The following is a 25158-nucleotide window of genomic DNA, read 5'->3' on the forward strand; positions in this document are numbered from 1 at the left end:
CAGTTCTGCAGCGGCAGCATCGTGTTGCCGCCAAAGCGACAGGATGTAGCCGAACGCAGACGACCACGCCGCACAAGCGTTCTCAACCGTTACGGTGCACTGCACGTCAGCGCGCAGTCGCACGAGAATCGCAAGTGGTGAACACGCGCACCTTAGCGCGTCCGTAGCCTATGTTACGTTCGCTGCTAGGGGCCATATCCGCGTCTGCGGATTGTGGGGAAAACTGAGCGAAGTCGTAATCGATGCACATCGTTCTGAGCCGCCTGACGGCCGTGTTTGTCATGCCGGCCCAGCGCCGATGCGCTGCGCATACCCCACGCTATTAATAACACAGCATTTGCTGTGTCGCGGCTTGCTCACGCGCGTAGCGGAGGGGTTTTGCGCGAGGTTGCCGCGATGGCTTGAGTCACTCCAGGTCTCTTACACATGCGCTTGATATTGCCGATAGTTGAGGAGCTGTTCAATGAATGAGACCGATGCATTTGTTGGTGAAATTCGCCTGTTTCCGATCGACTGGGCACCCGCCGGATGGTTGCCATGCGATGGCCGCTCGTTGCCGATCAACAGCAACGTCGCGCTGGCCTCGCTGCTCGGCAACCAGTACGGCGGCGACGGCAAGACGACGTTCAATCTGCCGGACCTGCGCGGCCGCGTACCGGTGGGCCAGGGCGTCAATCCGCTCACCACGCCCACGGTGGTCTACACGGTCGGCACCTATGGCGGCCTGGAGGGCGTGACGCTGACCGCGGCGCAGATTCCGCCGCATATCCACATGGTCAACGTGGCCAATACCGCGGCCACCACTGGCGCAGTGGACGGGAACGAACTCTTCGCGCAGACACCGACACCGCACAATCTGTACGCGCCAACCGGCACGTTGGTCGGTCTGGCGGCTGACTCCGTGAGCCAGCAAGGTGGCAGTGCCGCCCACAACAACATGCAGCCATCGCTGGTGCTGAATTTCTGCATCTGCACGGTCGGCATCTACCCGCAGCGCCCCTGACGCGGGCCACAAAGGAACCACACCATGGATGCCTATACCGGTCAGATCATTCTTTTCGCCGGCAATTACGAACCCGAGGGCTGGGCGTTCTGCGACGGACGCCAGCTGCAGCTCAACACCTACATGGCGCTGTATTCGCTCATCGGCACCACCTACGGCGGCGATGGCAGGGTCACCTTCAATCTGCCGGATCTGCGCGGCCGTGTCGCGGTCTCGCAAGGGCAGGGCGTGGCACGCGCGCCGGCGCCGCAACTGACGGCGCGCGTATTGGGCCAGACGTTCGGTACCGAGACGGTGTCGCTGCAACCGGCGCAAATGCCGGCGCACAGCCACACCCTGCAGGCAGTGACCGCACCGGCTTCTGCGCTGACCCCTGTGGGCAATCTGCTTGCCGCATCCCAGAACTCGGAAGTGGCGTATTTCATCCCGCCCGCGGGGACCACCGATTCTGTCTTCCCATTGGCACCGACCGCGGTGAGCGTGAGCGGCGCCAGCCAGCCCCACGACAACCACATGGCCACGCAGACGCTCAACTATCTGATCTGCCTGAACGGGTTCTACCCGCAGCGGCCGTGACCGGCCATCGCAAAGGAGTTCGACATGTCCAATAGCTTTATCGGCGAAGTGCGGGCGTTCCCTTACAACTTCGCGCACGATGGCTGGCTCGAGTGCATGGGGCAAACGGTCAGCATCCAGCAGTATCAGGCGCTGTTCGGGGTGATCGGCTTTGCCTACGGGGGCGACAAGCAGAATACGTTCGGCCTGCCGGATCTGCGCGGCCGCGCGGTCACCGGCCAGGGTCAGGGGCCGGGGTTGAACAACACCACCATGGGCCAGTTGCAGGGCGCCGACACCGTTGCATTGACTTCTTCGTCGCAATTGCCGGCACATACGCACACCATCTCCACGCAATTCGTCAGGCCGGCCACGGCCCTGACGGCCTTCGTCAATACACCGAGCGCGGCCGCTTACGTGACGCGCTTGTTGAATCTGACCCTCACGCCGAGACAGACGTATCTTGCGTATGCGCCGGCCGTGGGAACGCCTGTCGGCCAGATGTCGCCCAATACGCTGACGCCTTTCCCCGCCACCTCGGCAGCGGTGCAGGCACACGAAAACCGTCAACCGTTCACCACGGTGCGCTACTGCATCTGCGCCACGGATGGCATCTATCCGCCCAGGCCGTGATGTCGCTGCACTTCGCCTGCCCGGCGCCCTTGTCGGCGCTGGGCATGGCGATCGGCCCCGAGTGCGCGGCGGACATGTCGGCGCTACGGGCCTTGCTCCGGGAAGAGCGCTGGGCCGAATTCGCGCTGCTGCCGTGGGACGATACGGCAAAGGTCGCGTTGCTCGATCAACAGTTCGAGGCACAGCGCCGCCATTACGCCCTGCTGCATCCAGAAGCCTTGTTTCTGGTGCTGACGCACCAGCAAAGCGTGGTTGGCCGTCTCTATCTGGCGGCGACGGATGAAGGCGATCTCCGCGTGCTGGACATCCTGCTGTCATCCGATTACCGCAGCCAGGGGATCGGCACGATCCTGATCGGCGCGGTGCTGGACCAGGCGCGTGCCGACCGGCGGCGTGTGCTGCTTGAGGTGAAAAAAGGCAATCCTGCGGTCGGGCTGTACCATCGACTCGGCTTCCAGAAATTTGCCGATGGCGGTGTCTCCTGGCATATGGCCTGGCGTCCTGCCCTCAGCGATAGCCAAGCCAGTCCATGACCACGCCGTGGTCAGCGACCAGGCGCTCCGCCTGTTCCGTGGTGAGCGCGGACCGCCATACGCCAGCGCGGCCTTGGCGAAAGAATCGTGCCTGCTCAGGGCTACGCTCGGCGAATCCGTGACGTTCCTCTACGCTGCGTAGTGTCTCGAAGCGGCAGGCGGCGACCGCGCGTGCCACATGCGCTGGGTCGGCGGGCAGGCCCAGAAATTCCGCAAGACGTGTCGTCTCCTGCATGGGCTGCGCCAGAAGATCTTCGTAGCGCAGCAGCAGGCGTGGGCCTGGAGCCCGCTGCAGCCACGAGGCGACATGCCCTGACCAGGACCCATACCATTGCGGCGTCTGGGTACGGAACGAAGGGCCGCCACGGCTCACGGTCAGGCCGGCATCGCACATCTGGCGGATGGCGGCGTCGACGTCCATGTTCGTCTGGTCGGCCCAGGAAGGCGCGATATCCCGTGGGTCGCGCACGATGTAGACCGTTGCCAGCGTCGCGTCTGCTGGAAACAGCGTCGCGTCGTAGCGATCGTGCACTTTGAGCAGCTCCAGCGACTGTGCTGCGCATTGTCGATAGGCGCTGCTGCGCAGAAGACGAAGTTCGGCCGGTACGAGGTCGCTGCTGTCCACGTCGACGCATTGCTCGAGCCAACTGCGCGAGGCCGCATACGGCAGGCTCCGGCCAAGCGTATCCAGATCCACCACGGCGGCACCGGACTGCAGGCTGGAGATCAGGCAGCGCATCCAGGTATTGCCGGATTTCGGATAGGACGCCAGCCAGATGATGCCGCGCCGGCTCATGTCCCCAGGTGGGCTTCGATCAATTCGACGCTGGCGTCCAGCGCATCGAAACGCAGTGGGCGCAGCAGGTGCCAGACCGGCACCTGGCGGGCGATGGCCGCGGCTTGGGCAAAGGTGGTCGGCCACAGACCGAGCCGCCGGGCGGCCTGTGGCCGCGTCAGGTAACTGTGCAGCAGGGGCAGCGCGGCACCGGGCGAATGCCGCTGCATCCTCAGTTCCGGTGCCTCCTTCAGGATCACTATCGCATCCAGCGGCGCGGGGGTCGGGTCGAATCCGGATTGCGGGCGCAGGTCGAACTTGTCCATCCCGGGACGTATCTGCGGGAGCCCGGTGTGGGGCATTTGCAGGGAATCGAGCGTATCGCGCCAGAGTTTCAGACGTGGGAAGGCCGGCAGCACCTCGATGCGGCCTTCGGTGCGGATCACGGCCAGATCGTCACTGAGCAAGCCATGGCCGCGCTTGAGGAGGGCCGCCGACAGGGTGGACTTGCCGGCGCCGCTGTGCCCGGCAATGGCCACGGTGCGGCTGCCGATCCGCAGGCAAGCCGCATGCAGCGGAAACAGGCCGCGTTGCAGGCACAGGTAACCGAGCGCCGAGCCAAGCAGGAAAAGCCGCCAGCTCTCATCGTCCTGGCGCAATCGCTGCACCTGGATCGCGTGTCCGCCGCGCACGAGGATGCGGACCAGGTCTGGGATCTGCAGCAACACGGAGCCATCGGTTCCGATGCTCAGCCAGGTATCGGTGGGGTCGGCCGAATCGAGCCGGCTGGGGAGCGACGCGTCCTCGATCACCACATCCGCGTCGTGACGCCCGCCAGCCGATGCCGGCCAGGGCGGCAACTCCGGAAGGACCAGGGTGCTGCGCACGTGCCAGCCGCACAGCAGGTAGTGGTGCTGGGGTTCCGACAAGACCCGCGCCGCCGGATTTTCGCGAATGCGGTTCAGGCGCGGATCTCGATGGTGCCGGCACTGCGCAGCGTTTCCAGCAGCGATGCGACGTCGGTCTCGATCCTGGATCGTGTCGTCGCGTAGTCGGCGCACAGCCGATCGCACAGCACGACGAACGTGCAGGGCGATGCGAGATGCGTCCAGATGTCCTTGCCCACCGCGTCAAGCGAGAAATACAGCCCGCGTTCGGTGTTCATGACGACCAGTTCTTCGCCCATTTCCGCAGCCAGGCAACCGGGAGCCTGTGCGATCAGGGCATTCGGATCGATAGGCATGGCGAACCATCCGTGGGAGGGCCTGGAACATTAACCGGGAAACATGCGTCTTGGAAGGCGGATGACCGCTGGATCGGCTGCCATCGGCGACTCAGTCGCGTGGGTGCTCGCGACGCCGGAACACCACTTCGTCATCTGACTGAACAGGCAGGCGTAGATTGTCCGGACCGAAGAGTGGGGTATCCGCGTGCGCCGGTGTCGGAATGCGGAGGACCGGGTCGAACCAGCGCGCCGCTGCCGTATCACGGAGGCGAAAGTTGGCGTGGCGCAGCGCCAGCAAGCCGCCAGGGCGCAGGCAGCGGGCGAAGTCGAGCAACTGTGCCTGCACGTCCTCGAAGCGAATCAAATGGTCGCAGCATTGGCCGGTATGGAAGGCCAGATCGCCCCGTCTCAGGACGGCCAGGCAGAAGATCGCATCGTAGGAGGCGTCGGCCTCACTGGCCGTATTTCCCGCCAAGCGGAATTGAATACTTGAGTCCGGCTGCGTCCGAAGCCGGAGGTTGCACGCCGAGATATGGCCGGGATGGATGTCCAGTCCGGTGATGGTGGCGTCCGGGAAGTAGCTGCGTAGCGTGAGCACTTCCTCGCCGCTGGCACAGCCGAACGACAACAGGCGTAGGTTTCCAGCCGCTCCCAGCGTGGCCTGGACAAAGGCGAACAGCGTGGGATAGCGATGCATGGCGGTGGTGCCGTAATCCTGGAACACGGGCGCGACCGAGGTCACGTGCAACCAGGCATAGAGCCGGCCCTCCCGGGTGCGCAGTGCGCGATACAGCCACCTGACCCGCGGGACGGCCAACAACCTGCGCCAACGGCTGAGGGACAGGATCATCCCTTGATATGATGCGCATCAAGCAGGAGACTGCGCGTGGCGGCCTGCGGCAGGCCGATCGGCCCCTTCGATGGTGTCGGCAACGGCATCGGTCGTGCGACCATGGAGTAAGCAGCCAGCATGCAGTGTGGGTTGTGCTGAAATCGAAAGCGTCGTCGGGCAGCGGCTGCAAGCCAAACAGATCGGGCGCATGCGCAACACGATGCGGTGCGCTGTGAGGGGCGTCGGACTGACGCCATTGACGGGATGTGCAGTGACCGCGAACGGCTTGTTTGCGAGCCGAAACAGACTAGCAAAATGGGAGTGCGCAATGTACGAGAACCATCAGGCAGTGCCGTCCGAAGTCTCCTCGCAGCACGGGCGCAAGGTATGGACGACACCGACGGTGGCGTTTCTTGCCATCGATGAGACCGCAAACCAGACCTTCTCCGGCAACGACGGCACGGGGACTGGCACTGGCTCCTAAGCCGGTGTAGGCGATCGAGGTGAGCGATTTTGCGGGGGTCTGGCGTCTCGACGGCGCTCCGGTTTCCCCCGCGGATCTGCTGCGCCTCGATCGCGCGCTGGAGGCGCGCGGCATCGGGCCGGGACGTGTCTGGCATGGCGGTGACATCGCCATTGTCCATCGCCAGCATGGCTTCACACCGGAGGACGCCTTCGAAGCGATGCCATGGGTGGGAGGATCCGGCGCGGTCCTTGCCGCAGATGTGGTGTTGGCTGCGCGTGGCGAACTGGTGGCGGCGCTAGGGGAGCCCAGCAGCGCCTCCACGCCCGATGGCGCCCTGTTGCTGGAGGCCCTGCAGCGCTGGGATGTCGACGCCTTGCCGCGCGTGTACGGATCCTACGCGCTGGCCTTGTATCGGCCCGACCAGCGCCGGCTGCTGCTGGCCCGCGATCCCGTGGGCATCCGCTCGTTGTTCGTGCATCGTGGTTCCAACCTGATCGCATTTGCCACCCGCTTGCGGGCGCTGCTGGCCTTGCCGGAGATTCCCTCCGATCTTGATGAGCAGGCGCTGGCCGATCGGCTGCTGATGGATCGAACGCGGGCGACCCGCACCATCTATCGATCCATCGACCGAGTCCCGATGGCGCATGCCCTCAGCGTGACGCCGGAACGGGCGCACCTGCAGCGATGGTGGGCGCCGCCGCAGGCCGGTACGCTGCAACTGCGCAACGATGAGGACGTCGAGGCTGCCGCTGCCGACGTGTTGGACCTGGCCGTCGCCGATTGCCTGCGCGCACCTGGTTCCGTCGCCATGTGCCTGACCGGCGGCCTCGATAGTACGTCGGTGGCACTTTCGGCCGCACGACAACACACCGCAGCGCCGTTGCTTGCGCTCACGCGTACTCCGCAGACGGCGACCGCAGCGGCGAGCGCACGCCACTACTACGACGAATCGCCGCGTGCCCGCCTGCTGGCGGAACGCCATCCGGGCATCGACTGGCACATGATCGGCGACGATGGCCAAGACTGGGGCGAACATGACGCCGAGCGTTGGTTGCAGGAAGGCGGACAGCCGACGCGCTCCCCTCTGAACATGGCGTGGTTCTTTCCGCTCTATCGGTTCATGGCGGAGCGCGGCAGTCGGGTCCTGATCGGCGGAGAGTTGGGTAACGCGTTTTTCAGCTACGACGGCTTGTCCCGGCTGCCGGAGTTGCTGCGCCAACGCCAGTGGCGCGCGTTGCTTGTGCAAGCGCGGGCGCTGGCGGCCACGGAAGGGTTGAGCGTGCGCAAGACGCTGCAACGCCATGTGCTGCGCCCTTTCGCGCCGATGGCGGTGGTGCGCCGCTGGCATCGTCTGCCGGTCGACGTCTGGAGGCGCAACGCCGCGTTGAATCCTCAGTGGGCGCACGACCTGGATCTGCGCCGCAATCTGGATATGCGGCGCTATCGGCTTTGTCTCGGCGCGAATCATCCTTCCCTGGCGGTACGGCGCGAGTGGTTCTTGAGCGACGCTGCGGCGATGGAGACCTATGGGGTGCTCCGCGCACTGTCCGGCGTGGATCTGCGCATGCCGCTCGCCGACCGGCGGGTGATCGAGTTCTTCGGCAGCCTGCCGCTGGATCAGTTCCTGCGCGATGGCGTCAGCCGCTCGCTGCCGCGCCGCCTGCTCGCAGCGCGCGGCGCACCTGCGGAGATTTTCGCCAATCGCCAGGTCGGCGTGCAGCATGGCGACTGGTTCGCGCAGCTCGGCGCGCAGCGCGCCAGCCTGCAGCAGCAACTCCACGCGCTGCACGATTCTCCCCTGGCACGTCGTGTGCTCGACCTGCCGCGGCTGCAGGGCCTGATGGATACCTGGCCGCGCGACGCGCAGGCCGCCGAGCCCAGACGCGAAGCCTATCTGCACATCCTGCTGTACGGCCTGCAGACGGGGAGGTTTCTCGCGTGGCACGAGCGCGGTGGCGTATAAGCGCGGCACATGACCGATCAGGGAGCACACGACCGCCTTGTCGACGCTGCGCCGCGATCGAGCCGGGCGCTTGCACGCCACGCCTGCCGCTTTGGCGTTTGCTAGGCTAGCGTGCGGCGGCGGGACCTGCACACGCGCGCCAGTTCCGAGCCGGGCAGGCTTGCACCGGTTGATCGCCTTCCTCCACACGTGCCCTCTGCCATGCTCTCTTCATCGCCGGCCCTGCAGTGGCGAAAGCAGACAACGCAGCGTCCGATCGCGCGCACGCGCACCTTCATGGCAACCGCGCCCGCCGCGCTGCGTCGCCCCCCCGCAGCGCGAGCGGACGGCTGACGGTGAGCATGCCCGCAACGGTCGCTCGCTGCCGCCGCATGCTGGCGGCCTTCGGCCGGCTGCCCCGGTTCGAACGGCTGCTGCTGGTGCCGGCCTGGATACTGTTGGGGCTGGCGCGTGCAGCGGTGCGCTGGCTCGGCTTTCGTCGGCTAGCGCACTGGGTCGGCGATCAGGTGGCCGTGCCGCCGGCCCTGCCACGCCTGGACACGCGTGCACAGCGTCGCGCCATGCAGATCGGCCGGACCGTGCGCCTGGCGGCACGCCATACGCCCTGGGATTCCAATTGTCTGGCGCAGGCGCTGGCCGCGCATTATCTGCTTGGCCTGTTCCGGGTCGCCCATCTGCTGTGCCTGGGGGTGACGCACAGCGACGATGACGGACAGCTGCAGGCCCATGCCTGGGTACTCGCCGGCAGCACGCGCGTGACCGGAGGCCGCACGGCCGAGCGCTTCACCCGTGTCGGCTGCTTCGTGCCGCGCGCATGGCGGGCCCGATGACCGTGTGGCGCTGCATGGCGCGCCTGTTGGATTGGGCGCCGCGTCGCCAACGGCTCGGACTGTTCGCCCTGATGGTGCTGGCCGGTGCGACGGAAGGCATCGGCATGCTGCTGCTGGTGCCCTTGCTGGCCATCCTGCAAGGCGGCGAGGCCGCCGCCACGGGCGGGGTGGCAGGTCAGTTGGTACGCCTCCCCATCGCACTCGGATTGCCGACCACCTCGCCGATTCCCTTGCTGCTGCTGTTCTGTACGGTCGTGCTGGCGCGCAACGCGATCCAGCTCGGCCGCGAGCGGGCGGCAGCACAGCTGCAACAGGACGTGGGCCAGCGGCTGCGCATGGCCAGCTTCGCGGCGCTGCTCGGCGCGCAGTGGCGCTGGTTGGTGGGCCAGCGCACCGCCGACCACGCCAGCCTCATGCTCAGCGACGTCAGCCGCGCCGAAGTGGGTCTGGGACATGGCCTGTCGCTGCTCGCCGCGGGCACGACCGCCCTGCTTTACCTGCTGGCTGCGATTGCGTTGTCCTGGCAGCTGGCACTGATCGCGCTGCTGAGCGGATCGGTGCTGTTGTTGTCGATAGGCCGGCGGCGACATGGGACGGTCGCGCTGGGCCGGCAACTGACGCAGGCCAACCAACGCTTGCACGCGGGCCTGCACGACCGTCTGTCCGGGTTGCGCCTGGCCAAGATCCTGGGTGCCGAAGCGCGCTACCTGACGGCCTTCGGGCGAACGGCCCGGACGATGCACGAGCAGCAGCTGCGATTCGCGCACGGCCTGAGCAGTTCCAAGGCCTTGCTGCAGAGTGCCGGGGCGGTCCTGCTGGCGTGCTACGTCTACCTGGGCCTGCAAGTGCTGCACATGGCCATGGCCGAACTCCTGGTGCTGGTCGCGATTTTCGCCCGCCTGCTGCCGCTGTTGAGCAACATCCAGCAACAGCGCCAATATTGTCTGCATGCGATGGCGGCATTCGCCGAGATCGAACGCCGGCTGCAGGAGAGCCGGACCTGGGCCGAACCGCCCCTGGCTGACGCCACGCCGCCGATCCAGCTGACGACCTCGATCGCGCTGGCGACGGTCCAGGTCCAGTACGCCGGACGCGACACGCCCGCGCTGCAGGATCTGTCGCTGCGGCTGCCGGCGCGAACCACCACCGCGGTGGTCGGTGCCTCCGGTGCCGGCAAGAGCACGCTGGCCGATGTCCTGAGTGGCTTGCTGAGCCCAGACCAGGGCACGCTGGAGATCGACGGCGTGGTGCTGGATGCGGCCGCACGACGGGCCTGGCGCCGCTCGGTGGCCTATGTCTCGCAGGACGCCTTCCTGCTCAACGACAGCGTGCGCAATAACCTGTTGATCGCTTGTCCGGATGCAGGCGAACAGGCGCTGCACGCTGCGCTGGAGCAGGCGGCCGCCCAGTTCGTGCATGCCCTGCCGCAGGGTTGGGATACGCCGGTCGGCGAGGGCGGCATGCCCTTGTCCGGCGGCGAGCGCCAGCGGCTGGCACTGGCGCGTGCGCTGCTGCAGCGCCCGGCGTTGCTGATCCTGGACGAGGCGACCAGCGCGCTGGACCACGACAACGAGACACGCATCCGCGGCGCCATCCAGGGCCTGCATGGCGACCTGACTGTCCTGCTCATCGGCCATCGGCTGGCCTTGCTGGAACAGGCCGACAGCGTGCTGGTGCTGGACCAGGGGCGGCTGGTGGCGCAGGGCCCATGGCAGGCCGTGGCGCCGGTCTGGATCGGCGCCCGGTGAAGCCGCCCCTGCCGCCTGGGTGGCGTGGCCTGGCGCGCGGCCTGTCGGCGCAATGGGGGTCGATCCTGTTCACCGCTGCGGTCTCGCTGGCGCTGTCGGTGTGGCTGGCGCGTGGCATGGGCCCGGCCGGCTTCGGCCGCTACGCCTACCTGCTCAATCTGGCGACCTTGCTGGCGCTGCTGCAGGATGCCGGCATGCGCACCCTGGTACTGCGCGAGGGGGTTGCGGCCGGCGTTCCGGCGCCGGTGGCGCGCGCGCTGCCTGGCCTGGCACGCGGGCATCTGCTGTGGTCCACGCTGCTGCTGGTCGCCGTAACCCTGGCAGCGACGCGCGCCGGCGGCGATCCGGCGCTGGTCTGGGCGGTGCTCTGCTTCGGTGCGGTCACGCTGACCCAGCTGGTGTCTGCGCAACTGAAAGCGGCGGGCCAGTGGCAACGCGACGCCAGCTGGCTGGCGGGTGCACGAGCGCTCAGCGCAGTGCTGGTGGTGGCCGCGGTCCTGCTGCTCGGTCACGACCCCGGCGTGGTCTTCGCTGCCTGGGCATGCGGCCTGCTGCTGGCCTACGTCTGGCTGGGGCGCGGCCTGCAGGATCGGCCGCACTGGCGGCCACAGCCGCTGGCCTATCGCGCGGCCGCCGGTTTTTTCTGGATCGATGCCGCGACCGGCCTGTACCGTCGTAGCGACGTGGTGATCCTGCAGCACACGGTGCCTGCGGCGGAGGTTGGCCAGTATGCCGCCGCGTATCGCGTGTTCGATGGGGTGCTGTTGCTGGCGATGCCGGTCGCCTTGCTGCTGTTCCGCCAGCTGCGCCTGGCACGCGCGCAGGGCGCGCGCGCGCGCCGACTGGAGGATCGCGCGCTGTGGCTGGCCGGTGCGGCGGGTCTGGCGCTGGCGGCGAGCGGCGCCTGGCTTGGCAGCTGGCTGATGGAGCTGTTGTACGGAGCGTCCTATCGCGTGGTGGCGGGGCAAGTGCTCGGCTGGTTGTTTGCCGCGTTCGTGTTCGTGCTGCCGAATTACGTGCTGACCCAGGCCGCCATCGCCTGCGACCAGCAGCGTTGGTACGTGCTCGGCGCCGGTGTCGCGGCGGTGGTCAACATCGCGCTGAATCTGCTCCTCACCCGCCAGTACGGTGTGCACGGTGCAGCGATCGCCGTGATCGCCACCGAGGCTGTACTGACCGCCACATTGTGGTGCGGGTTGCGCATTGCAGGATCCGGTCGCACGCACGCATAGCTGCGTTGCCGCCGCTGCAATCGCTGTGGCACAGTGCTGTCGGTACGGCGTGGCGCTCCCATGCCCCTTTGAACCGCAGCGAAGATCTGATGCCGGGTATAGACGAGATCCCTGAACGCCGTGATGAGGTCTCCCTGGGCGATCTATTGCTGGAAGTGCTGCGCTTCTACCAACAGTTCGGGCGCCTGCTGATTCCGCTGGCATTGCTGCTTGGGATGCTGGCCGGCGTCCTTGTCGCTATGCGGCCCCTGTATGCGCTCACCGCGCTGCTGGAAACGCCGCAAATGACCCTGGAGCAGTGGCGCAAGCTGCAGCCCATGCTGTCCGACCGCCAACTGGTGGCGGCCTCGCTCGCCAGCATGACCGACCTGTCGTCCGAGCAGCGCGAGCGCCTGCAACGCGCCTTCGTCCGCCGGAAGTATTGGGACACGTACGTGACCTACCGCAGTGCGGTCGAACGTGACGACATCCGCCAACAGGTCAACATCGATGCCAAAAGTGTCGGCGCGCTGGGATTGGAAGTGTCGTTGTACGCACGCGACGATGCGGCTGCGAACCAGCAGCTGGAGACCATCGCGCAGCATGTCCGCCAGGTCGTGCTGTGGGCCGGGGTGCGCGACTATCTGGACAGCCTGCGCCAGCAGGCGCTCGAACAACGCCCGCAGCTGCAGATCAACCAGATCAAGCAACGCTTCGCGATCGAACAGAACGAGCGGCAGGCCGCGGACATGCAGCAGTTGCTGGAGCGCTATCCGGAACTGCGGCGCAACGCGGTGAACACAGTCGTGTCGGTCGGCGATGGTGGCGGACGCTACCTCTCGCCGCTGGCGCAGATCGTCGCCTTGCAGTCGACCATCGCCGGGACGCGGGCCACCTTGCGTCAGGTAGAGCGTGAACTGGAGCAGTTGGATGGCAAGCAACGCTTGCTGGAGCGGGTGGACCAGCGCGCGCCAGCATTGCACTTGGGCCTGGCGCTGGCAGATTGGGTGCAGAGCTGCCGACGCGCCGTGTTCGGGCCCGGCAATCCGTCCGGCTCGGCGCAGTCGCAGGTCGCCAGCGAAATCGACCTGGCGCTGTCGCAACAGCGCTGGCGCGCACAACAGGTGCGCTACCGGGCCATCCCTGCGTTGTCACCGGCGCCGGTGCCCTCGCGCCAGCCGCTACTGGTGACGCTGGCGGTCTTCCTTGGGGTGTTGCTGGTCGCGTCGCTGGGATTGGCGCTGTATGTGACCGCACGTCGCCATGGCGACCGGCGCGCGTCCTGGTCGGCACATGCCGACCCGCTGTTCGCCTGGTTGCCGCAGCGCATGCGTCTTCTGTTGCTCGGTCCGACCGACACGCGCCCGCTGGGGCCTGGATGAAGCGGGTACTGGTTACCGGCGCAGCCGGAATGATCGGCAGACGCGTGGCGAGCGCGTTGCTGGAGCGTGGCGACGCCGTCGCGGGACTGGACGATCTGTCCAGCGGTATGTCCCTGCCGCAGGGCCTGCATGCAGCAATCGTCGCCGACGTGGGCGATCGCGCAACGCTCGCTGCCGCATTGCGCGCGTTCGGCGCCGAGGCGCTGATCCATCTGGCCGCCCTCCACCACATTCCCACCTGCGAGACGCAGCGCATGCGCTGCCTGCAGGTCAACGTCGTCGGCACCGAGAGCGTGTTGCACGCCGCCAGCGACGCGGCGCTGCAGCAGGTGGTCATCGCCTCCAGCGGCGCGGTCTACGCGTGGGGTGATAGCGCACTGGACGAGCACGCCAGCGCGACCGAAGCACGCGATAACTATGCGCTGTCCAAACTTTGCAACGAGGCCCAATTACGGCTGTGGTGCACGGCAGAGTCCGGCCGCCGCGGGCGCGCAGCGCGTCTGTTCAACACCATCGCCCATGACGATCCCAATGCGCACTTGATACCGGACGTGCTGGCGCAACTGGCGACCGATCCAGCAGCGACGCCAACGTTGCGGTTGGGCAACCTGCAACCGCGCCGGGACTATCTCCACGCTGAAGACGCGGCGGCAGGGCTGATCGCGCTGCTCGACGACGCGCGGCCTGACCCGGCTTTCGATGTCTTCAATCTGTGCTCGGGCGTGGAGCATTCGGTTGCCGAACTGGTGGAGCACATCGGTGCAGTGCTCGGGCGATCGCCGCGCCTGGAAGTCGACCCGCAACGTCAACGGCGCATCGACCGTCTCCATCAGTTGGGCGATCCGCGCAAGGCGGCGCGCGTGCTGGGTTGGCAGGCGCGCTGGAGTCTGCGCGAGGCACTGCAGCGCGTGTTGACGCCCACCGATGCGCCCACTACCGGGCACCACGTGTGAGCCTGCGCGATGCAATCACCTCACCCGCTGCCACGCTGATCGCAACGCCTGCCGTGCACACAGGCCGCATTGTCGTGCGCCATCATCGGCGCCGTGCCATCGCAAGACGAACGATCGCGACAGCGGCACCACGCACCCATCTTGAGATCGGTCTGATCAATGCGTAGAACCTGCGCGACAGCGACAAGGCATTCACTGCCGGATCCGCGCTGCAGCACATTCGCTCTGCCGCTGGCCAAACGCGACCGAGTGTCTCCATGGGGAGTGCGGCCTGCGATTGCGTTGGCGGGTCGCCAGCCCGGATACTCCGACTGCGGTATTCCCCGTTCTTGCGAAGGTGTCCGGCTTGTCTGTGACCACCATTGAACGCCTCAAGCTCGCCTACCGTCGATTGCGCGTGGGAGCGAACCTGCACCGTAACGATGCGCTCGGCGCGCTATTTCGGGCATGGGCTTACACACATGCCACGCAGCTGACGGGCGACTACTACGAGTTCGGCGTCTATCGCGGCAACAGTCTCGCTCACGCGTGGCTGTGCTACCGCCATCACCGACGCCATCTCGAGCGCAGTGCGCGATTGCCCTACCGTCGGCAGGGAACCGTGTCGGCGTTTCTGACGCAGCGTCCACGGTTCTACGGTTTCGATACGTTTGCCGGGATGCCGGCCAATCTGGAAGGCGAAGACAGCTTGGCGGGCGGCAGCTTCCTCGCCTCCCGCGCCCAGGCCCAGGCGCGCTGTGCTGCCGTCGGTCTGAAGGCGCCGGATCTGCAGCTGGTGCAAGGCTTGTTCGCCGACTCTGCGGCAGCCATCGGCCACACACACGCAGCGATCGTGCACGTGGATTGCGATCTCTACAGCTCGGCAAACGACGCACTGACCTTGATCGCACCGCGTCTGGTGCAAGGCAGTGTCCTGCTGTGCGACGACTACGATCTGTTTCGCGCCGACAATCAACAGGGCGAGCGTCGGGCGCTGCAGCAATGCGCCGACCATTTCGGTATCGCATTTGAGCCCTGGTTCGCCTATGGCGCCGCCTCGCGTGCCTTTCTGTGCCATGTACCGACGCCTGCCTCCGCCGCGCAGCCATGATCGCCGCGCAACGCATGCGCGCAGGGTTCGTTGCCGGCGCAGCGCTGTATGCGCTCGGCCAGGGCTGCGCGCTGCTGTTCCAGTGGTTATTGCTGCGTCGGTTCGGCCTGCAGGGCTATGGCGAGGTGGGGCTGGCGCATCTTGGCCTGGTCACTGTGCTGTTCCTGGCAGATCTGGGCTATGCCTCGCTGTTCCTGCGCGAGGACCCTGCCGCACCTGGCTGGAACGCGCGTTGGCGCCAGGCGCTCTGGCACCGCTTGCTCGCCACGGTGGTGCTGGATCTGCTGTGGATCGCCGGTGCCTGGTGGCCCAGTGGCGGCCAGGGCGAAGGGTTGCGCTATCTGCTGGCGGTGCTCCCGGCCACGGTGTTCGGCTTGGTGGGCTATTCGGCACCGCTGCTCGCACGCGGGCGGATGCTGGCGGGATTCATCGTGCAGCAGGTGGCGATGCCGGCGACCATTCTGACCTGGCTGGTGGTGCAACGGCTGCCGGGGTGGGACGGCGCGCTCGGCGCCGGGCTGGCGGTCAGCCTGGGATATCTCCTGCAGGCGCTGGTCAACATCGCGGTGTTCGGTGCACCGCTGCAGTTGCTGTGTCCGCGTCGCGGTGGCGGCCGGCGCATGCTGCGCCCCGCGCTGCAGCTGTCGTTGCTGAGCATCACCGGCACGTTGCACGATCGGTTGACGCCGCTCTTGCTGGCATCGGTCGCGCCAACATTCCTGCCGGTGTATGTGTTCCTGAACTACCTGCTCAATGGAGCAAGCGGTGTGTTCAGCCAGTTCAATCGCCTGTTGGTGGCCGACGCGCGCGGCCCGACCGGGGAGCGCTGGGCCGGCGCGCTGGTCTCGTTGGTGCTGGGCGCAGCCGCGGTGGGCGCGTTGGCACTGCCCCAGGCGGCAGCCGCCTGGGGCAGTGCCGAGCAGCGCGCGTGGCTGCCATGGGTCACCCCGGTACTGGCCGCAGGCGCGACCACACTGCTCAGCAGCGTGCTGGCGGCCCTGTTGATCGGACGCCATCGCGAAGCGACGCTGGTTCCATTGTTGTTGGGCGGCGCGTTCTGCAGCGCGCTCCTGCAGGTCGCGGCAGCGGCGGCGCATGCGCCGCAGTGGCTGCTATGGCTGCGCTTCCTGTGCGTGCTCGCCATGGCGGCGGCGAGCCTGCACCTGTGCGGGCTGCGCTTGAACGCCGGCGGCTACGCGGCGCTGCTGTCGGCGGTGCTCGCGATCTCGCTCGGTGGCAGCCCGGTCACGATGACACTGGCGGCGCTGCTGCTGGTGCCGGTGGCGTGGACGGTATGGCAGCGCCGCAGCCTGCTGCACACCACGTTGCCAGCACGCGCGTGATGCCTGATTGCACCTTGATGGCGATGTGCTGCCTCCGGAAGCGGAGGCCACCATGTGCGGCATAGTCGCGCTGCGCAGCTTCGTTGCGGGCACGCCGTTGCAGGTGCTGGCCGAGCGCGCGCTGGACGCCTTGTCACGTCGCGGCCCGGACGCGCAGGGTCTGCTGTGCCTGGAGCAGCCGGTACCTACCGCGCTGGGCCACCGGCGCTTGGCGATCCTGGACTTGACCAGCGCCGCCACCCAGCCGATGCGCTGCGCCGAGACCGGCAACGTGCTGGTGTTCAACGGCGAGATCTACAACTTTCTTGAGCTGCGCCGCGAACTGGAAGCGCTGGGTCACCAGTTCCGCACCGACAGCGACACCGAGGTCATCCTGCACGGCTGGCGCGCGTGGGGCCAGGACCTGTTCCCGCGTTGCAATGGCATGTGGGCGCTGGTGCTGCTGGAGCAGGCGAGCGGCGATCTGATCTATTGCCGCGACCGGCTGGGCGTCAAACCCTTGTACCTGCACCACGACGGGCGGCAGTTGGTGCTGGCCAGCGAGATCCGTGCCATCGCCGCCAGCCTGGGAGGCTACCCGCCACCCAATCCCGCTGCGGTGTTCGATTTCCTGGTCACCGGGATATCCGACCACACCAGCGAGACCTTCTACGCCGGCATCCGCGCGGTTCCTCCCGGCTGGCTGTACCGGGTGTCGCCAACCGGCCATAGTCGACGCACGCCGTACCATCAGTGGCCGCTGCCCGGTGCGGTGGCGCCGCTGGATGCGCAGGCCACCAGGGAGTTGCTCGAAGATTCCACCCGCCTGCGGCTGCGCTCGGATGCGCCCACCGTCTCGCTGCTGTCGGGCGGATTGGACAGTTCCATCCTGACCACCCTGAGCGTGCAGGCCGGTGCGCTGCCACGCACCTGTTTCGCCGGCGCCTTCACCTATGGCTACCACGACACCGAACAGGCCGGCTTCGACGAAACCGACGCCGCGGCAAGCTTGATGCAAACGCTGGGGCAGAGCGAGCGTCACTTCCTGCATCGCGTCCGCGCGATTCCGGACGAGGAAGAGTTGCTGGCACTGGTGGCGGCGCAGGAAGAGCCGTTCTGTACGCCGTCGATACTGGCAAGTTTCCGCATGTATCGCGCCATCCGCGCCGCCGGTTACAAGGTGGTGCTCAATGGCGAAGGCGCCGATGAGCTGTTCGGTGGGTACGTGCGCCTGTATCTGGCGCTGAGCGCGCGCAGTGCGCTGCACCAGGCACGACTGCCGACCGCCATCCGGCTGCTCTCCACCGGTGCGGTGGACCCGCGTTTGCTGCTCAATCGTCTTGCATGGGATCTTCCGGCCGGCGCGCTGGGCGCACTACTGCGCCGGCAGCGGCCGAGCGTGGCCTGCATGTCCTCGACGCTGTGGCACGACCAGGCGGCCCGGCTGCAGCTGTTGCAGGTCGATCGCCGCGCCGATGTCGAGGCGCGTTTACGTCGCGACGTGCTGTCGACCAATCTGCCGATGGTGTTGCGCATGACCGACCGCAACAGCATGTCCGCCGGCGTGGAGGTGCGCGCGCCGTTCCTGGACTATCGCGTTGTCGAACGCGCGTTGTCGACGCCGGCACTGCAGCGGATGGGCGACTACCATGGCAAGGCAATGTTGCGACACGCGTTCGCTGACCGCTTGCCGGCACGCGTGACCACACAGCGCAAGAGCACCGGCTTTGGACATGCCGAACAGTTTCTGGTCGACCGCATGCCCTTGCAGCAGGCATTGGCGACGTTGCCGGCGGGCGTGAACGCACTGCTGGATGTCGCACGGCTTCGCCGGGAGCTTGCCAGCGGACGCTCGCACAGCACGTTGTGGTTCGCGGTCTCGGTCGCGCTGTGGTATCGGAGCGTCTATGGGTAGCGCGCCGCCGCCATCGCTGGAGCTGTGGACGCCCGACCATGGGCATTGCCGCTGTTGCGGCAGCACGCAGGCGCAACGCACGGTCTGGGCGGAAGTCTATGTCGGGACGGGTCAGGCGCTGCGCCGCTGCGGTGCGTGCGCAGCGGTGTATCTGGCGCCTGACCTGACCGAAGCGGCGCTGCAGCACTTCTATGCCCACGATTATCGGCAGCTGTTTCCCGCCGAAATCCCGTGGGGTAGCCAACGGCGCTTCTTTGCGTGGCGTGGCGATCGGTGGATCGCGCACAACCGGCTGCAGCGGATCGCGCCCGCGCTTGCACCTGCCGCCAGGGTGCTGGAAGTGGGCTCGGGTTTCGGTGCCTTTCTTGGCGCCGCTGCCGCCGTGCGACCAGACCTGCGCCTGTCGGCTTGCGAGCCGGATGTGACGCATCGCCACGTCCTGCTGGATGGCGCGGCGGTGACCTTCCTGCCTGCGCTGGAGACGCTGGCCGACGGAGAGTTCGAGGCCGTGGTCGCCTTCCATGTGCTCGAGCACCTGATCGACCCGCGCGCGTTCCTGTCATCGCTGGCGCGCATCCTCGTTCCCGAGGGACAGGCGTGGATCGAGGTCCCGGACCTGATGAGTGGATGGCGCTCGCGCAACTATGTCCACCCGGCCCATCTGAGCTATTTTTCGGCGCCGTTGCTGCGACGGCTGGTCAACGCGGCAGGCCTGGAGGTCGTTTCCTGCGGTCCGTATTCCGATCGCGGCGTGTTGGCCGAAAACATCTGGCTGCACCTGCGACAACCTGCGCGACCGCGCATCGCGACACCGCTGGAGCTGGCCGACGCGCACGAGGTCGACGCAGTCGATGCACGGCTGGACACGGTCCGGTGGAGTCAGCGGGACCGACTGCAGCGGCGGCTCAAGCACGGCCTGATCCGAGTTCTCGGTCGAGGCCTGTTCGGTGAACTGCAGCGCTGGCGTGGCTACCGCCAGCTGCGCAAGGACCAGGCGCACGATGGACTTCGCTGACTTCCAGCAGGCCGTGCACGCCCAGTTCGGCGCGGAGGCGGCCGCGGTACGCCATGAGATCTACTTCCTGACCCGCCGACGAGGCGCAGGGCTGCGTGCCGCGCTGGCTGTTTTGCGCGATGCATGGCTGTGCCTGCGGCTGCCGCCACGCCCGCCCGTGCTGTCGGCGTGGACGGCGCTGGCAACCCTGCCAGGCAGCAACGGTTGGGGCGCACTCGCACCGTACCTGGCCGATTTGCAGCGGCAGGGTGCGGCATGCACGGTGCTGATCCATCCGCGCCTGCGCGGCAGCGTCGGGGGACAGCTGCCCGCACGGCCGACCTGGGCCAGCTGGCAGGCGGCGTTGCGCGCCCTGGCCCTGCGGCGCACGCCGTCCGGGCCGGCGGTCGCCCCGCTCTGGATCGTGCGCGCCTGCGTATTGCGCCAGCGCCTGTGGCATGGCGCGTGGCAACGGACGCTGCGCGCCGCGCCCCCAGGCGCCACACTGCTGTTGCACAACGACTTTGACATGTATGCGGCGGCGGCACTGCAGGCTGCCGGCGACGGCTGGCGGAGCGTGTGCGTCCAGCATGGCCTGCCAACCGACGAGTTCTTCCCGGTTCGGGCCCGGCACCATCTGCTGTGGGGACCCAGCAGTGCGCAGGTCTACCGCAAGCACGGCGTCGCACCGGCGGCCATCGGCTACGGGCCGGCGATCGCGTTGGCCGACCTGGATACCACGACGGTACCGACCACGCTGTACCTGATGTCGCAGAGCCACACACCGATCTATGGGCCCACCCTCGCCGCGCACCTGTTGACCTTGGCGCGCGCGCTGCTGGCGCTGGAAGCAGACGGTGTGGCCGTCCGCCTCCTGCTGCATCCGGAGGAAGTGCGCGGCACCCATCCGTATGCAGAGCCGGCGCTGCAACAGCGCTGCCAGCCTCCCCCGCACGCGATCCTGGAAGCGAACGTGCGTCCGGCCCTGGTCGTGGGATTCTGTTCGACAGCGCTGCTGCAAGCCGCCTGCCGCGGTCACTACGTGATCGGCATGGCCTGGCCCGCGTCCGCGTCCCACGATGCGTTGGCCATCGGGCGGCCCGCACACCAGGTCGCCGATGCCAACGCGCTGTCTGCGCTGGTCCAGGCGCTGCGCAGCGATGCGGATGCGCGCGCGCAGTTCGCCGCGCAGCAACGGCACTGGCTGCAGCAGACCTTCGCGGCCGATGCGCGATGGCCACAACGTCTGGAAGCGACGCTGTGAAGCGCGCCTACCTGCTGCTGGCGGTGCTGCTGGCGATCCATCTGGGCGATCTGCTGGTGGCATGGCTTTACCACGGCGGGGCGCTGCCGGCGGCGGCCCTGTTACGGCCGATGCGCGATGGCATGCTCATCGTGCTGGCCGGCATTGCGCTGGTGACGGTGCGCATGCCGCGTGCGTTGCTGGCGATGATCCTGGCGTTCGGGATGATCGGGCTCGCATATGCGCCGGTCGGGTATGCCCATGGGTTGCCGGCCGGCATCGTCGTTGGCTCGCTCGGCACGTTGCTGCTGCCGATGCTGCTGGTGCTTGCCGGGTATTGGTGCATGCCGCATCCGAACGATTTCAGACAGGGCGCGCACTGGCTGGTCTGGTTGGGCATCGTCAGCGCCCTGTTCGGCGCGTGGGACCTGGCGCATACCGATTTCTGGGTGCAGACCGTTCGGTTGCCGGACTACCTGGCCGAGGTGAAAGGCGTGCTTCCCAAGGACACCGACCCAAACACCGGGCTGCCATGGAATTTCTACGGCGGCGAAAATTACACGCGCCGAGCCGGTGGACTGGTGGCAGCGCCCCTGGCGCAGGGCCAGTTCCTGATCACGGCGGCACTGACTGCACTAGGCCTGTGGCAGCGGCGCTGGCCATGGCGCGCCATGCTGACGTGCCTTGGCTTGCTCGTAGGCGTGTGGATGTCGGGCACACGTGGCGCCATGCTGGCCGGCATTGTCGGGGTGCTGGGCTACCTGGTCAGCTCACGCGGTCTGGTGCGATCGCCTTGGGCGCGGCTGCTGCTGGTGGGGGGGATTGCGCTGATGCTGGCAGCCGCCTCCTACGGCATCGTGGTGACGTCCGTGAACTTCCGCGACGGCTCCACCATCGGCCACTGGCGCGCGCTGCAGCGCAATCTGGCCGATCTGCACCAGGTCGTCCTGTGGGGCGGCGGGCTGGGCCGACAGGGGGCGGTGGCCGCGCGTCAGGCGCTGACCGACCTGGGTGGTGGCGAAGGCGCCATCTTTACCATCGCGTATCAGATGGGGTTGCCGGCAGCCTTACTGTTCCTGGCCTTTATCGGCTGGAGCCTGCACGCGTTGTGGTGTGCCTATCGCCAACGCGACGATCACCTGGCATTGGCGATGTTCTGGCTGTTATGCGGCATGGCGACGACCCTGATCTCCTCCGACAACGCGATGACCGTGTCCGGCGCCGGGGGATTCTGGTTGCTGCTCGGTGGCGCGTTGCGCCATTGCCAATCGCCGTTGCCGTCCCGGCGAGTGGTCGGGCACACGCGCACAGACCACGCCGCACCCGGCGCCGGCATGGTCGCAGGCTGAGCGATGCGCATCCTGCACGTCTACAAGGATTTCGCGCCCCACAGCGGCGGTGGCGGCGTGGCGCGGCACATCCATGGACTGGCGGTGACCCTTGCCGATGCAGGCCATACGCTGCGGATCGTGGCACCGTTGGCCGATGACGGCATCTCGCCACACGGGTATGCCGTGGTCCGCGCAACGGCATGGCAGCTCTGGCACCACGTCGGCTGGGCCGATGTGGTGCACGTGCACGGTGCACGCACGCCGATCGCCGCGATCGCCGGTGCGCTGGCCCGGCTGCGCGGCAAGCGTCTGATCTACACCCCGCATTGTTATTACGACGACGATCTTGCAGTGAGCAAGCGCGCGCGCAAGTGGTGCTGGGACCGCGTGGTCGAGAAGCCGCTGCTGCAAAGCGCACACCCCACCGTGCTGCTGTCCGCGTATTGGCTGGACTACCTCTCACAGCGTCGGCTGCAGCCCCGGCGCGCCCTGCTACTGCCCAATGCCGTGCTCGCCGCCGAGCAGTGCCTGCCAGCGGTGTTACGGCAACCGTTACGGGGTGCTCCGGCGCTGCTCTCGGTCGGTCGCCTCGACGCGGTCAAGCGGCTGCAGGATGCGATTGCAGCGCTCACTCAACCGAACATGGACGCGGCTGTGCTGCACGTGGTCGGACGTGGGCCGGATCGGGCACGCCTGGAAGCCTGCGCCGTGGCATTGGGAGTTGCTGCACGCGTGCACTTCCATGGCTTCGTCAGCGATGCCGACGTCGCGGCGATGGCGGCACAGGCCGATGTCTTCGTGCTGCCATCGGCGGTGGAGGGCATGCCGACCGTGCTGATCGAAATGCTGCTGCATGGGTGTCCGGTGGTTGCCAGCGACATTCCCGGCAATCGCTCGATCCTTGCGCAGATCGGTCTGCAGGCCGCCTTGCACCGGCTCGGCGACAGCGCCGCGTTGGCGGCATGGATCGACGTGCAACGACAGCAGCGGATCGGACCGGAGTGCATCGCACGCGTCCAGGCGGACTTCACCTGGGAGGGCCTGCGAGCGCAGGTGCTGGCCCTGTACGATGCGCAGCTCGCACAGGAACCCGCACCTTGACCACATTACCGGCTCGCTTGTCCTTTTTCGGATGTCCGTTGGACCTCCTCCCCCCGGAGCAGATTCTCTTGCGTGCGCAGCATGCCGTCGAGGGCGGCGCGCCGATCCGGGTGGAGGGCCTGAACGTCGCCAAGCTGATCGATGCGCGCGCCCAACTACCGCTGCGCCAGGCGCTCGAACAGGCCGAAGTGGTACACATCGACGGTGCCGGCATCAGCCTGGGCCTGCGTTGGTTCGGGGTGGACGTGCCGCCGCGCAGGGCCGGTATCGACCTGATGCAGGACATGTGCGGCCAGGCGGCCCACAGCGGTGCCGGTATCTATCTGCTCGGGGCGCGTCCGGCAGTGGTCGCGGCCGCGGCCGAACGCCTGCGCACGGACTGGCCCGGGCTGCACATTGCCGGCATGCGCGATGGCTATTTCAGCGACGCCGAGGAGGATGCGGTGATCGCGGCCATTCGCCAGTCGGGTGCACGCTATCTGTTCATCGGCATCAGTTCGCCGAAGAAGGAACTACTGCTGGAGAAACACTGGCAGACGCTTGACATGCCGGTAGCGATGGGCGTGGGCGGTTCGTTCGATGTGCTGTCGGGCATGTTGCCGCGCGCGCCGCGGCTGATGCAGCGCTGTGGCATGGAGTGGCTGTTTCGGCTCGCGCTGGAACCGCGCCGGCTGGCCTGGCGCTATCTGCGCACCAATGCCGCGTACCTGGTGCTGTTGCTGCGCGCCCGCCTCAGCCGACGCTACCGCGCGCAGGCGCTGACGACCTGGCCCACATGAGCGCAGGCGCGTCTGCGCGCCGGCCTGCGCAGACCGGGCTGGTGGCTGTGTGCCTGGGCCTCTATCTGCTGTTCTGTCTGCAGCAAGTGGTGTTGACCGGCCGCTACTTCGGGGTCGGTCTGTCGCTGGGGTCGATGGCGATCCGTGGCGTTGCGCTCGGCTTGAGCGCATGGGCGTTATGGCGGCACGGTGTGCCGGCATGCCTGCGCTGGCCGTTGCTGACGATCCTGCTCTGCATGGCTGCGCTGGCAGCGTCGGTGTTGGCGTCTGACCATGCGGCCTTGGCATTCAAGTACGCCGTGCGTTATGCCACTGCCTTGCTGTGGCTATGGGCCTTGTTGAATCTGGCGGTGGCGTGGCCGCACTGGCCGCGCGCGGCGACGCTGGCGGCGTTGATCGCGGTGTGGATCAATCTGCTGTTGGGCATGGCGGTCCGACTGCAGTGGTCGCCGGCACTGAAGGTCTCGCTGGCCTTCCATGCGCAGGACAGCTTCAAATATTTGCCGCGGGTGTCGGGCATGTACGACCATCCGGCGTTGCTGGCGGCGACTGCCGTCATCGTTGCGTTGCTCACGATCCAGTTGTATCAGCGTCACGAGGTTGGACGCGGACAGCTAGCCGCAGCAGTGCTGGCGACGATCGCAGCGCTGGCGCTGAGTGAAGTGCGCAACCCGTTGCTGCCGGTGGCCGCATTGATCCTCTGGTGGGCCTGGTCGCGCCGCACTGGCGCACGCCCTGGCCGCCGCGCGGTCTTGGCTGCCTTGCTCGGCCTGCTGGCCGTTGCCGGCTTCGTGCTTTGGCAGCGCTACGCGGAGATGACCAGCGCGGTACACGAAAGCACGCTGACCGCATTCTCATTGGGGCGCACCTACCTGTGGTCAGGCGCTCTCGATGCATGGCGTACGCATCCCTGGTTCGGGCTCGGCGCCGGTGTCTTCCAGTTTCTGGTTCCCGATTACACCGGTGGTCGCTTCGATCGTGGCGAACTGCACGCACACAACGGCCTGCTGGCGGTGTTGTCGGAAACCGGGCTGTGCGGGCTATTGGCGTGCCTTTGCCTGCTGTGGGCGCTCTGGGCGCCGTTGCTGCGCAACCCTGCCGAGCGCAGCTGGGCGCTGATCTGGTTGCTGTTCCTGCTGGGCTTGAACGTGTTTGACTTCTATCCGCTGTTCTATCCTTTTTCCCTGCATGCGGCCTTGGCGGTCGCGCTGCTGTATGCCCACCACGCCGCGCTCAGCGACGCACCGCGATCCAGGATTTGTTGAGGCCGTACC

The 25158-nt window shown here is 67.3% G+C and carries 24 protein-coding genes; 20 read left to right on the forward strand and 4 right to left on the reverse strand.

The annotated features are described in order from the left end of the window. Positions 1-463: 463 nt before the first annotated feature. The 4 genes from M0D43_RS11055 to M0D43_RS11070 are packed head-to-tail and all read left to right on the forward strand — an operon-like array spanning position 464 to position 2724. Positions 464-1003 carry a phage tail protein gene (locus M0D43_RS11055; protein WP_260808215.1) on the forward strand — a complete coding sequence of 180 codons (540 nt, stop codon included), beginning with the start codon at positions 464-466 and terminating at the stop codon, positions 1001-1003. Between the two features lie 24 nt (positions 1004-1027). After that, positions 1028-1579 (forward strand): phage tail protein, encoded by a 552-nt coding sequence (locus M0D43_RS11060; RefSeq protein WP_260808216.1) that lies wholly within the window; start codon positions 1028-1030, stop codon positions 1577-1579. Positions 1580-1603: 24 nt separating this feature from the next. After that, positions 1604-2191, forward strand: coding sequence for a phage tail protein (locus tag M0D43_RS11065; RefSeq protein WP_260808217.1), 588 nt, complete (start codon positions 1604-1606; stop codon positions 2189-2191). Beyond that, positions 2191-2724 carry a GNAT family N-acetyltransferase gene (locus M0D43_RS11070; protein ID WP_252164662.1) on the forward strand — a complete coding sequence of 178 codons (534 nt, stop codon included), beginning with the start codon at positions 2191-2193 and terminating at the stop codon, positions 2722-2724. Before M0D43_RS11065 ends, M0D43_RS11070 begins: the two co-directional genes overlap by 1 nt. On the opposite strand, the gene M0D43_RS11075 is transcribed toward M0D43_RS11070, so the two are convergent. From M0D43_RS11075 to M0D43_RS11090, 4 genes are all read right to left on the reverse strand, one after another. Continuing rightward, a complete protein-coding gene (locus M0D43_RS11075) occupies positions 2699-3520 on the reverse strand; it encodes a sulfotransferase domain-containing protein (RefSeq protein ID WP_260808218.1) in 822 nt (273 codons plus the stop codon). The two genes, M0D43_RS11070 and M0D43_RS11075, sit on opposite strands and share 26 nt — an antisense overlap. Further along, positions 3517-4386: a phosphoenolpyruvate carboxykinase (ATP) gene (locus M0D43_RS11080; RefSeq protein WP_260808219.1), complete on the reverse strand. Its 870-nt coding sequence runs from the start codon at positions 4384-4386 to the stop codon at positions 3517-3519. The genes M0D43_RS11075 and M0D43_RS11080 overlap by 4 nt, the downstream gene beginning before the upstream one ends. A 74-nt stretch (positions 4387-4460) precedes the next feature. Then, a complete protein-coding gene (locus tag M0D43_RS11085; RefSeq protein ID WP_101364348.1) occupies positions 4461-4685 on the reverse strand; it encodes a PqqD family protein in 225 nt (74 codons plus the stop codon). A 148-nt stretch (positions 4686-4833) separates the two neighbouring features. Then, positions 4834-5574 (reverse strand): class I SAM-dependent methyltransferase, encoded by a 741-nt coding sequence (locus M0D43_RS11090; protein ID WP_260808220.1) that lies wholly within the window; start codon positions 5572-5574, stop codon positions 4834-4836. Positions 5575-5884: 310 nt separating this feature from the next. Here M0D43_RS11090 and M0D43_RS11095 point away from each other — a divergent pair, with 310 nt between their 5' ends. The 16 genes from M0D43_RS11095 to M0D43_RS11170 all read left to right on the forward strand — a co-directional run bounded on the left by M0D43_RS11095 (position 5885) and on the right by M0D43_RS11170 (position 25149). Continuing rightward, the gene (locus M0D43_RS11095) at positions 5885-6040 is read left to right on the forward strand and encodes a hypothetical protein (RefSeq protein ID WP_181112962.1); all 156 of its coding nucleotides are present in this window, start codon (positions 5885-5887) and stop codon (positions 6038-6040) included. A 19-nt stretch (positions 6041-6059) separates the two neighbouring features. Continuing rightward, positions 6060-7985 carry an asparagine synthetase B family protein gene (locus M0D43_RS11100; RefSeq protein ID WP_260808221.1) on the forward strand — a complete coding sequence of 642 codons (1926 nt, stop codon included), beginning with the start codon at positions 6060-6062 and terminating at the stop codon, positions 7983-7985. A gap of 341 nt (positions 7986-8326) precedes the next feature. After that, positions 8327-8815 (forward strand): lasso peptide biosynthesis B2 protein, encoded by a 489-nt coding sequence (locus M0D43_RS11105; protein WP_252165026.1) that lies wholly within the window; start codon positions 8327-8329, stop codon positions 8813-8815. Then, positions 8812-10563: an ABC transporter ATP-binding protein gene (locus M0D43_RS11110; protein ID WP_252164667.1), complete on the forward strand. Its 1752-nt coding sequence runs from the start codon at positions 8812-8814 to the stop codon at positions 10561-10563. Before M0D43_RS11105 ends, M0D43_RS11110 begins: the two co-directional genes overlap by 4 nt. Then, positions 10560-11795: a lipopolysaccharide biosynthesis protein gene (locus M0D43_RS11115; protein WP_252164668.1), complete on the forward strand. Its 1236-nt coding sequence runs from the start codon at positions 10560-10562 to the stop codon at positions 11793-11795. The genes M0D43_RS11110 and M0D43_RS11115 overlap by 4 nt, the downstream gene beginning before the upstream one ends. A gap of 68 nt (positions 11796-11863) precedes the next feature. Then, on the forward strand, positions 11864-13156 hold the full coding sequence (locus tag M0D43_RS11120; RefSeq protein WP_252164669.1) for a hypothetical protein: 1293 nt from the start codon (positions 11864-11866) through the stop codon (positions 13154-13156). Beyond that, on the forward strand, positions 13153-14109 hold the full coding sequence (locus M0D43_RS11125; RefSeq protein ID WP_260808222.1) for an NAD-dependent epimerase/dehydratase family protein: 957 nt from the start codon (positions 13153-13155) through the stop codon (positions 14107-14109). The genes M0D43_RS11120 and M0D43_RS11125 overlap by 4 nt, the downstream gene beginning before the upstream one ends. Before the next feature lie 352 nt (positions 14110-14461). Further along, positions 14462-15199 carry a TylF/MycF/NovP-related O-methyltransferase gene (locus tag M0D43_RS11130; protein ID WP_252165027.1) on the forward strand — a complete coding sequence of 246 codons (738 nt, stop codon included), beginning with the start codon at positions 14462-14464 and terminating at the stop codon, positions 15197-15199. Continuing rightward, a complete protein-coding gene (locus M0D43_RS11135; RefSeq protein ID WP_252164671.1) occupies positions 15196-16542 on the forward strand; it encodes a hypothetical protein in 1347 nt (448 codons plus the stop codon). The genes M0D43_RS11130 and M0D43_RS11135 overlap by 4 nt, the downstream gene beginning before the upstream one ends. A gap of 52 nt (positions 16543-16594) precedes the next feature. Then, the gene (asnB, locus tag M0D43_RS11140; protein WP_260808223.1) at positions 16595-18436 is read left to right on the forward strand and encodes an asparagine synthase (glutamine-hydrolyzing); all 1842 of its coding nucleotides are present in this window, start codon (positions 16595-16597) and stop codon (positions 18434-18436) included. Beyond that, positions 18429-19451, forward strand: a complete 1023-nt coding sequence (locus tag M0D43_RS11145) for a class I SAM-dependent methyltransferase (protein ID WP_252164673.1) — start codon at positions 18429-18431, stop codon at positions 19449-19451. Before asnB ends, M0D43_RS11145 begins: the two co-directional genes overlap by 8 nt. Next, on the forward strand, positions 19438-20694 hold the full coding sequence (locus M0D43_RS11150) for a hypothetical protein (protein ID WP_260808224.1): 1257 nt from the start codon (positions 19438-19440) through the stop codon (positions 20692-20694). Before M0D43_RS11145 ends, M0D43_RS11150 begins: the two co-directional genes overlap by 14 nt. Further along, positions 20691-22022 carry an O-antigen ligase family protein gene (locus M0D43_RS11155; RefSeq protein ID WP_260808225.1) on the forward strand — a complete coding sequence of 444 codons (1332 nt, stop codon included), beginning with the start codon at positions 20691-20693 and terminating at the stop codon, positions 22020-22022. The genes M0D43_RS11150 and M0D43_RS11155 overlap by 4 nt, the downstream gene beginning before the upstream one ends. Positions 22023-22025: 3 nt before the next feature. After that, positions 22026-23105 carry a glycosyltransferase family 4 protein gene (locus M0D43_RS11160; protein WP_252164677.1) on the forward strand — a complete coding sequence of 360 codons (1080 nt, stop codon included), beginning with the start codon at positions 22026-22028 and terminating at the stop codon, positions 23103-23105. Between the two features lie 38 nt (positions 23106-23143). Then, positions 23144-23884: a WecB/TagA/CpsF family glycosyltransferase gene (locus tag M0D43_RS11165; protein WP_252164678.1), complete on the forward strand. Its 741-nt coding sequence runs from the start codon at positions 23144-23146 to the stop codon at positions 23882-23884. Continuing rightward, complete coding sequence (locus tag M0D43_RS11170; protein WP_252164679.1) at positions 23881-25149, forward strand: O-antigen ligase family protein; 1269 nt, start codon at positions 23881-23883, stop codon at positions 25147-25149. Before M0D43_RS11165 ends, M0D43_RS11170 begins: the two co-directional genes overlap by 4 nt. Positions 25150-25158: the final 9 nt, after the last annotated feature.

This window comes from Xanthomonas prunicola (assembly GCF_025266575.1).
In the GTDB taxonomy this organism is placed as follows: Bacteria; Pseudomonadota; Gammaproteobacteria; order Xanthomonadales; family Xanthomonadaceae; genus Xanthomonas; species Xanthomonas prunicola.

What these genes read in the sequence shown, in the direction of transcription:
- M0D43_RS11160 (WP_252164677.1), top strand. Translation starts at nt 22,026, where the DNA reads ATGCGCATCCTGCACGTCTACAAGGATTTCGCGCCCCACAGCGGCGGT.
- M0D43_RS11060 (WP_260808216.1), top strand. Translation starts at nt 1,028, where the DNA reads ATGGATGCCTATACCGGTCAGATCATTCTTTTCGCCGGCAATTACGAA.
- M0D43_RS11110 (WP_252164667.1), top strand. Translation starts at nt 8,812, where the DNA reads ATGACCGTGTGGCGCTGCATGGCGCGCCTGTTGGATTGGGCGCCGCGT.
- M0D43_RS11125 (WP_260808222.1), top strand. Translation starts at nt 13,153, where the DNA reads ATGAAGCGGGTACTGGTTACCGGCGCAGCCGGAATGATCGGCAGACGC.
- M0D43_RS11105 (WP_252165026.1), top strand. Translation starts at nt 8,327, where the DNA reads ATGCCCGCAACGGTCGCTCGCTGCCGCCGCATGCTGGCGGCCTTCGGC.
- M0D43_RS11090 (WP_260808220.1), bottom strand. Translation starts at nt 5,574, where the DNA reads ATGATCCTGTCCCTCAGCCGTTGGCGCAGGTTGTTGGCCGTCCCGCGG.
- asnB (WP_260808223.1), top strand. Translation starts at nt 16,595, where the DNA reads ATGTGCGGCATAGTCGCGCTGCGCAGCTTCGTTGCGGGCACGCCGTTG.
- M0D43_RS11135 (WP_252164671.1), top strand. Translation starts at nt 15,196, where the DNA reads ATGATCGCCGCGCAACGCATGCGCGCAGGGTTCGTTGCCGGCGCAGCG.
- M0D43_RS11150 (WP_260808224.1), top strand. Translation starts at nt 19,438, where the DNA reads ATGGACTTCGCTGACTTCCAGCAGGCCGTGCACGCCCAGTTCGGCGCG.
- M0D43_RS11170 (WP_252164679.1), top strand. Translation starts at nt 23,881, where the DNA reads ATGAGCGCAGGCGCGTCTGCGCGCCGGCCTGCGCAGACCGGGCTGGTG.
- M0D43_RS11085 (WP_101364348.1), bottom strand. Translation starts at nt 4,685, where the DNA reads ATGGGCGAAGAACTGGTCGTCATGAACACCGAACGCGGGCTGTATTTC.
- M0D43_RS11075 (WP_260808218.1), bottom strand. Translation starts at nt 3,520, where the DNA reads ATGAGCCGGCGCGGCATCATCTGGCTGGCGTCCTATCCGAAATCCGGC.
- M0D43_RS11070 (WP_252164662.1), top strand. Translation starts at nt 2,191, where the DNA reads ATGTCGCTGCACTTCGCCTGCCCGGCGCCCTTGTCGGCGCTGGGCATG.
- M0D43_RS11095 (WP_181112962.1), top strand. Translation starts at nt 5,885, where the DNA reads ATGTACGAGAACCATCAGGCAGTGCCGTCCGAAGTCTCCTCGCAGCAC.
- M0D43_RS11145 (WP_252164673.1), top strand. Translation starts at nt 18,429, where the DNA reads ATGGGTAGCGCGCCGCCGCCATCGCTGGAGCTGTGGACGCCCGACCAT.
- M0D43_RS11065 (WP_260808217.1), top strand. Translation starts at nt 1,604, where the DNA reads ATGTCCAATAGCTTTATCGGCGAAGTGCGGGCGTTCCCTTACAACTTC.
- M0D43_RS11055 (WP_260808215.1), top strand. Translation starts at nt 464, where the DNA reads ATGAATGAGACCGATGCATTTGTTGGTGAAATTCGCCTGTTTCCGATC.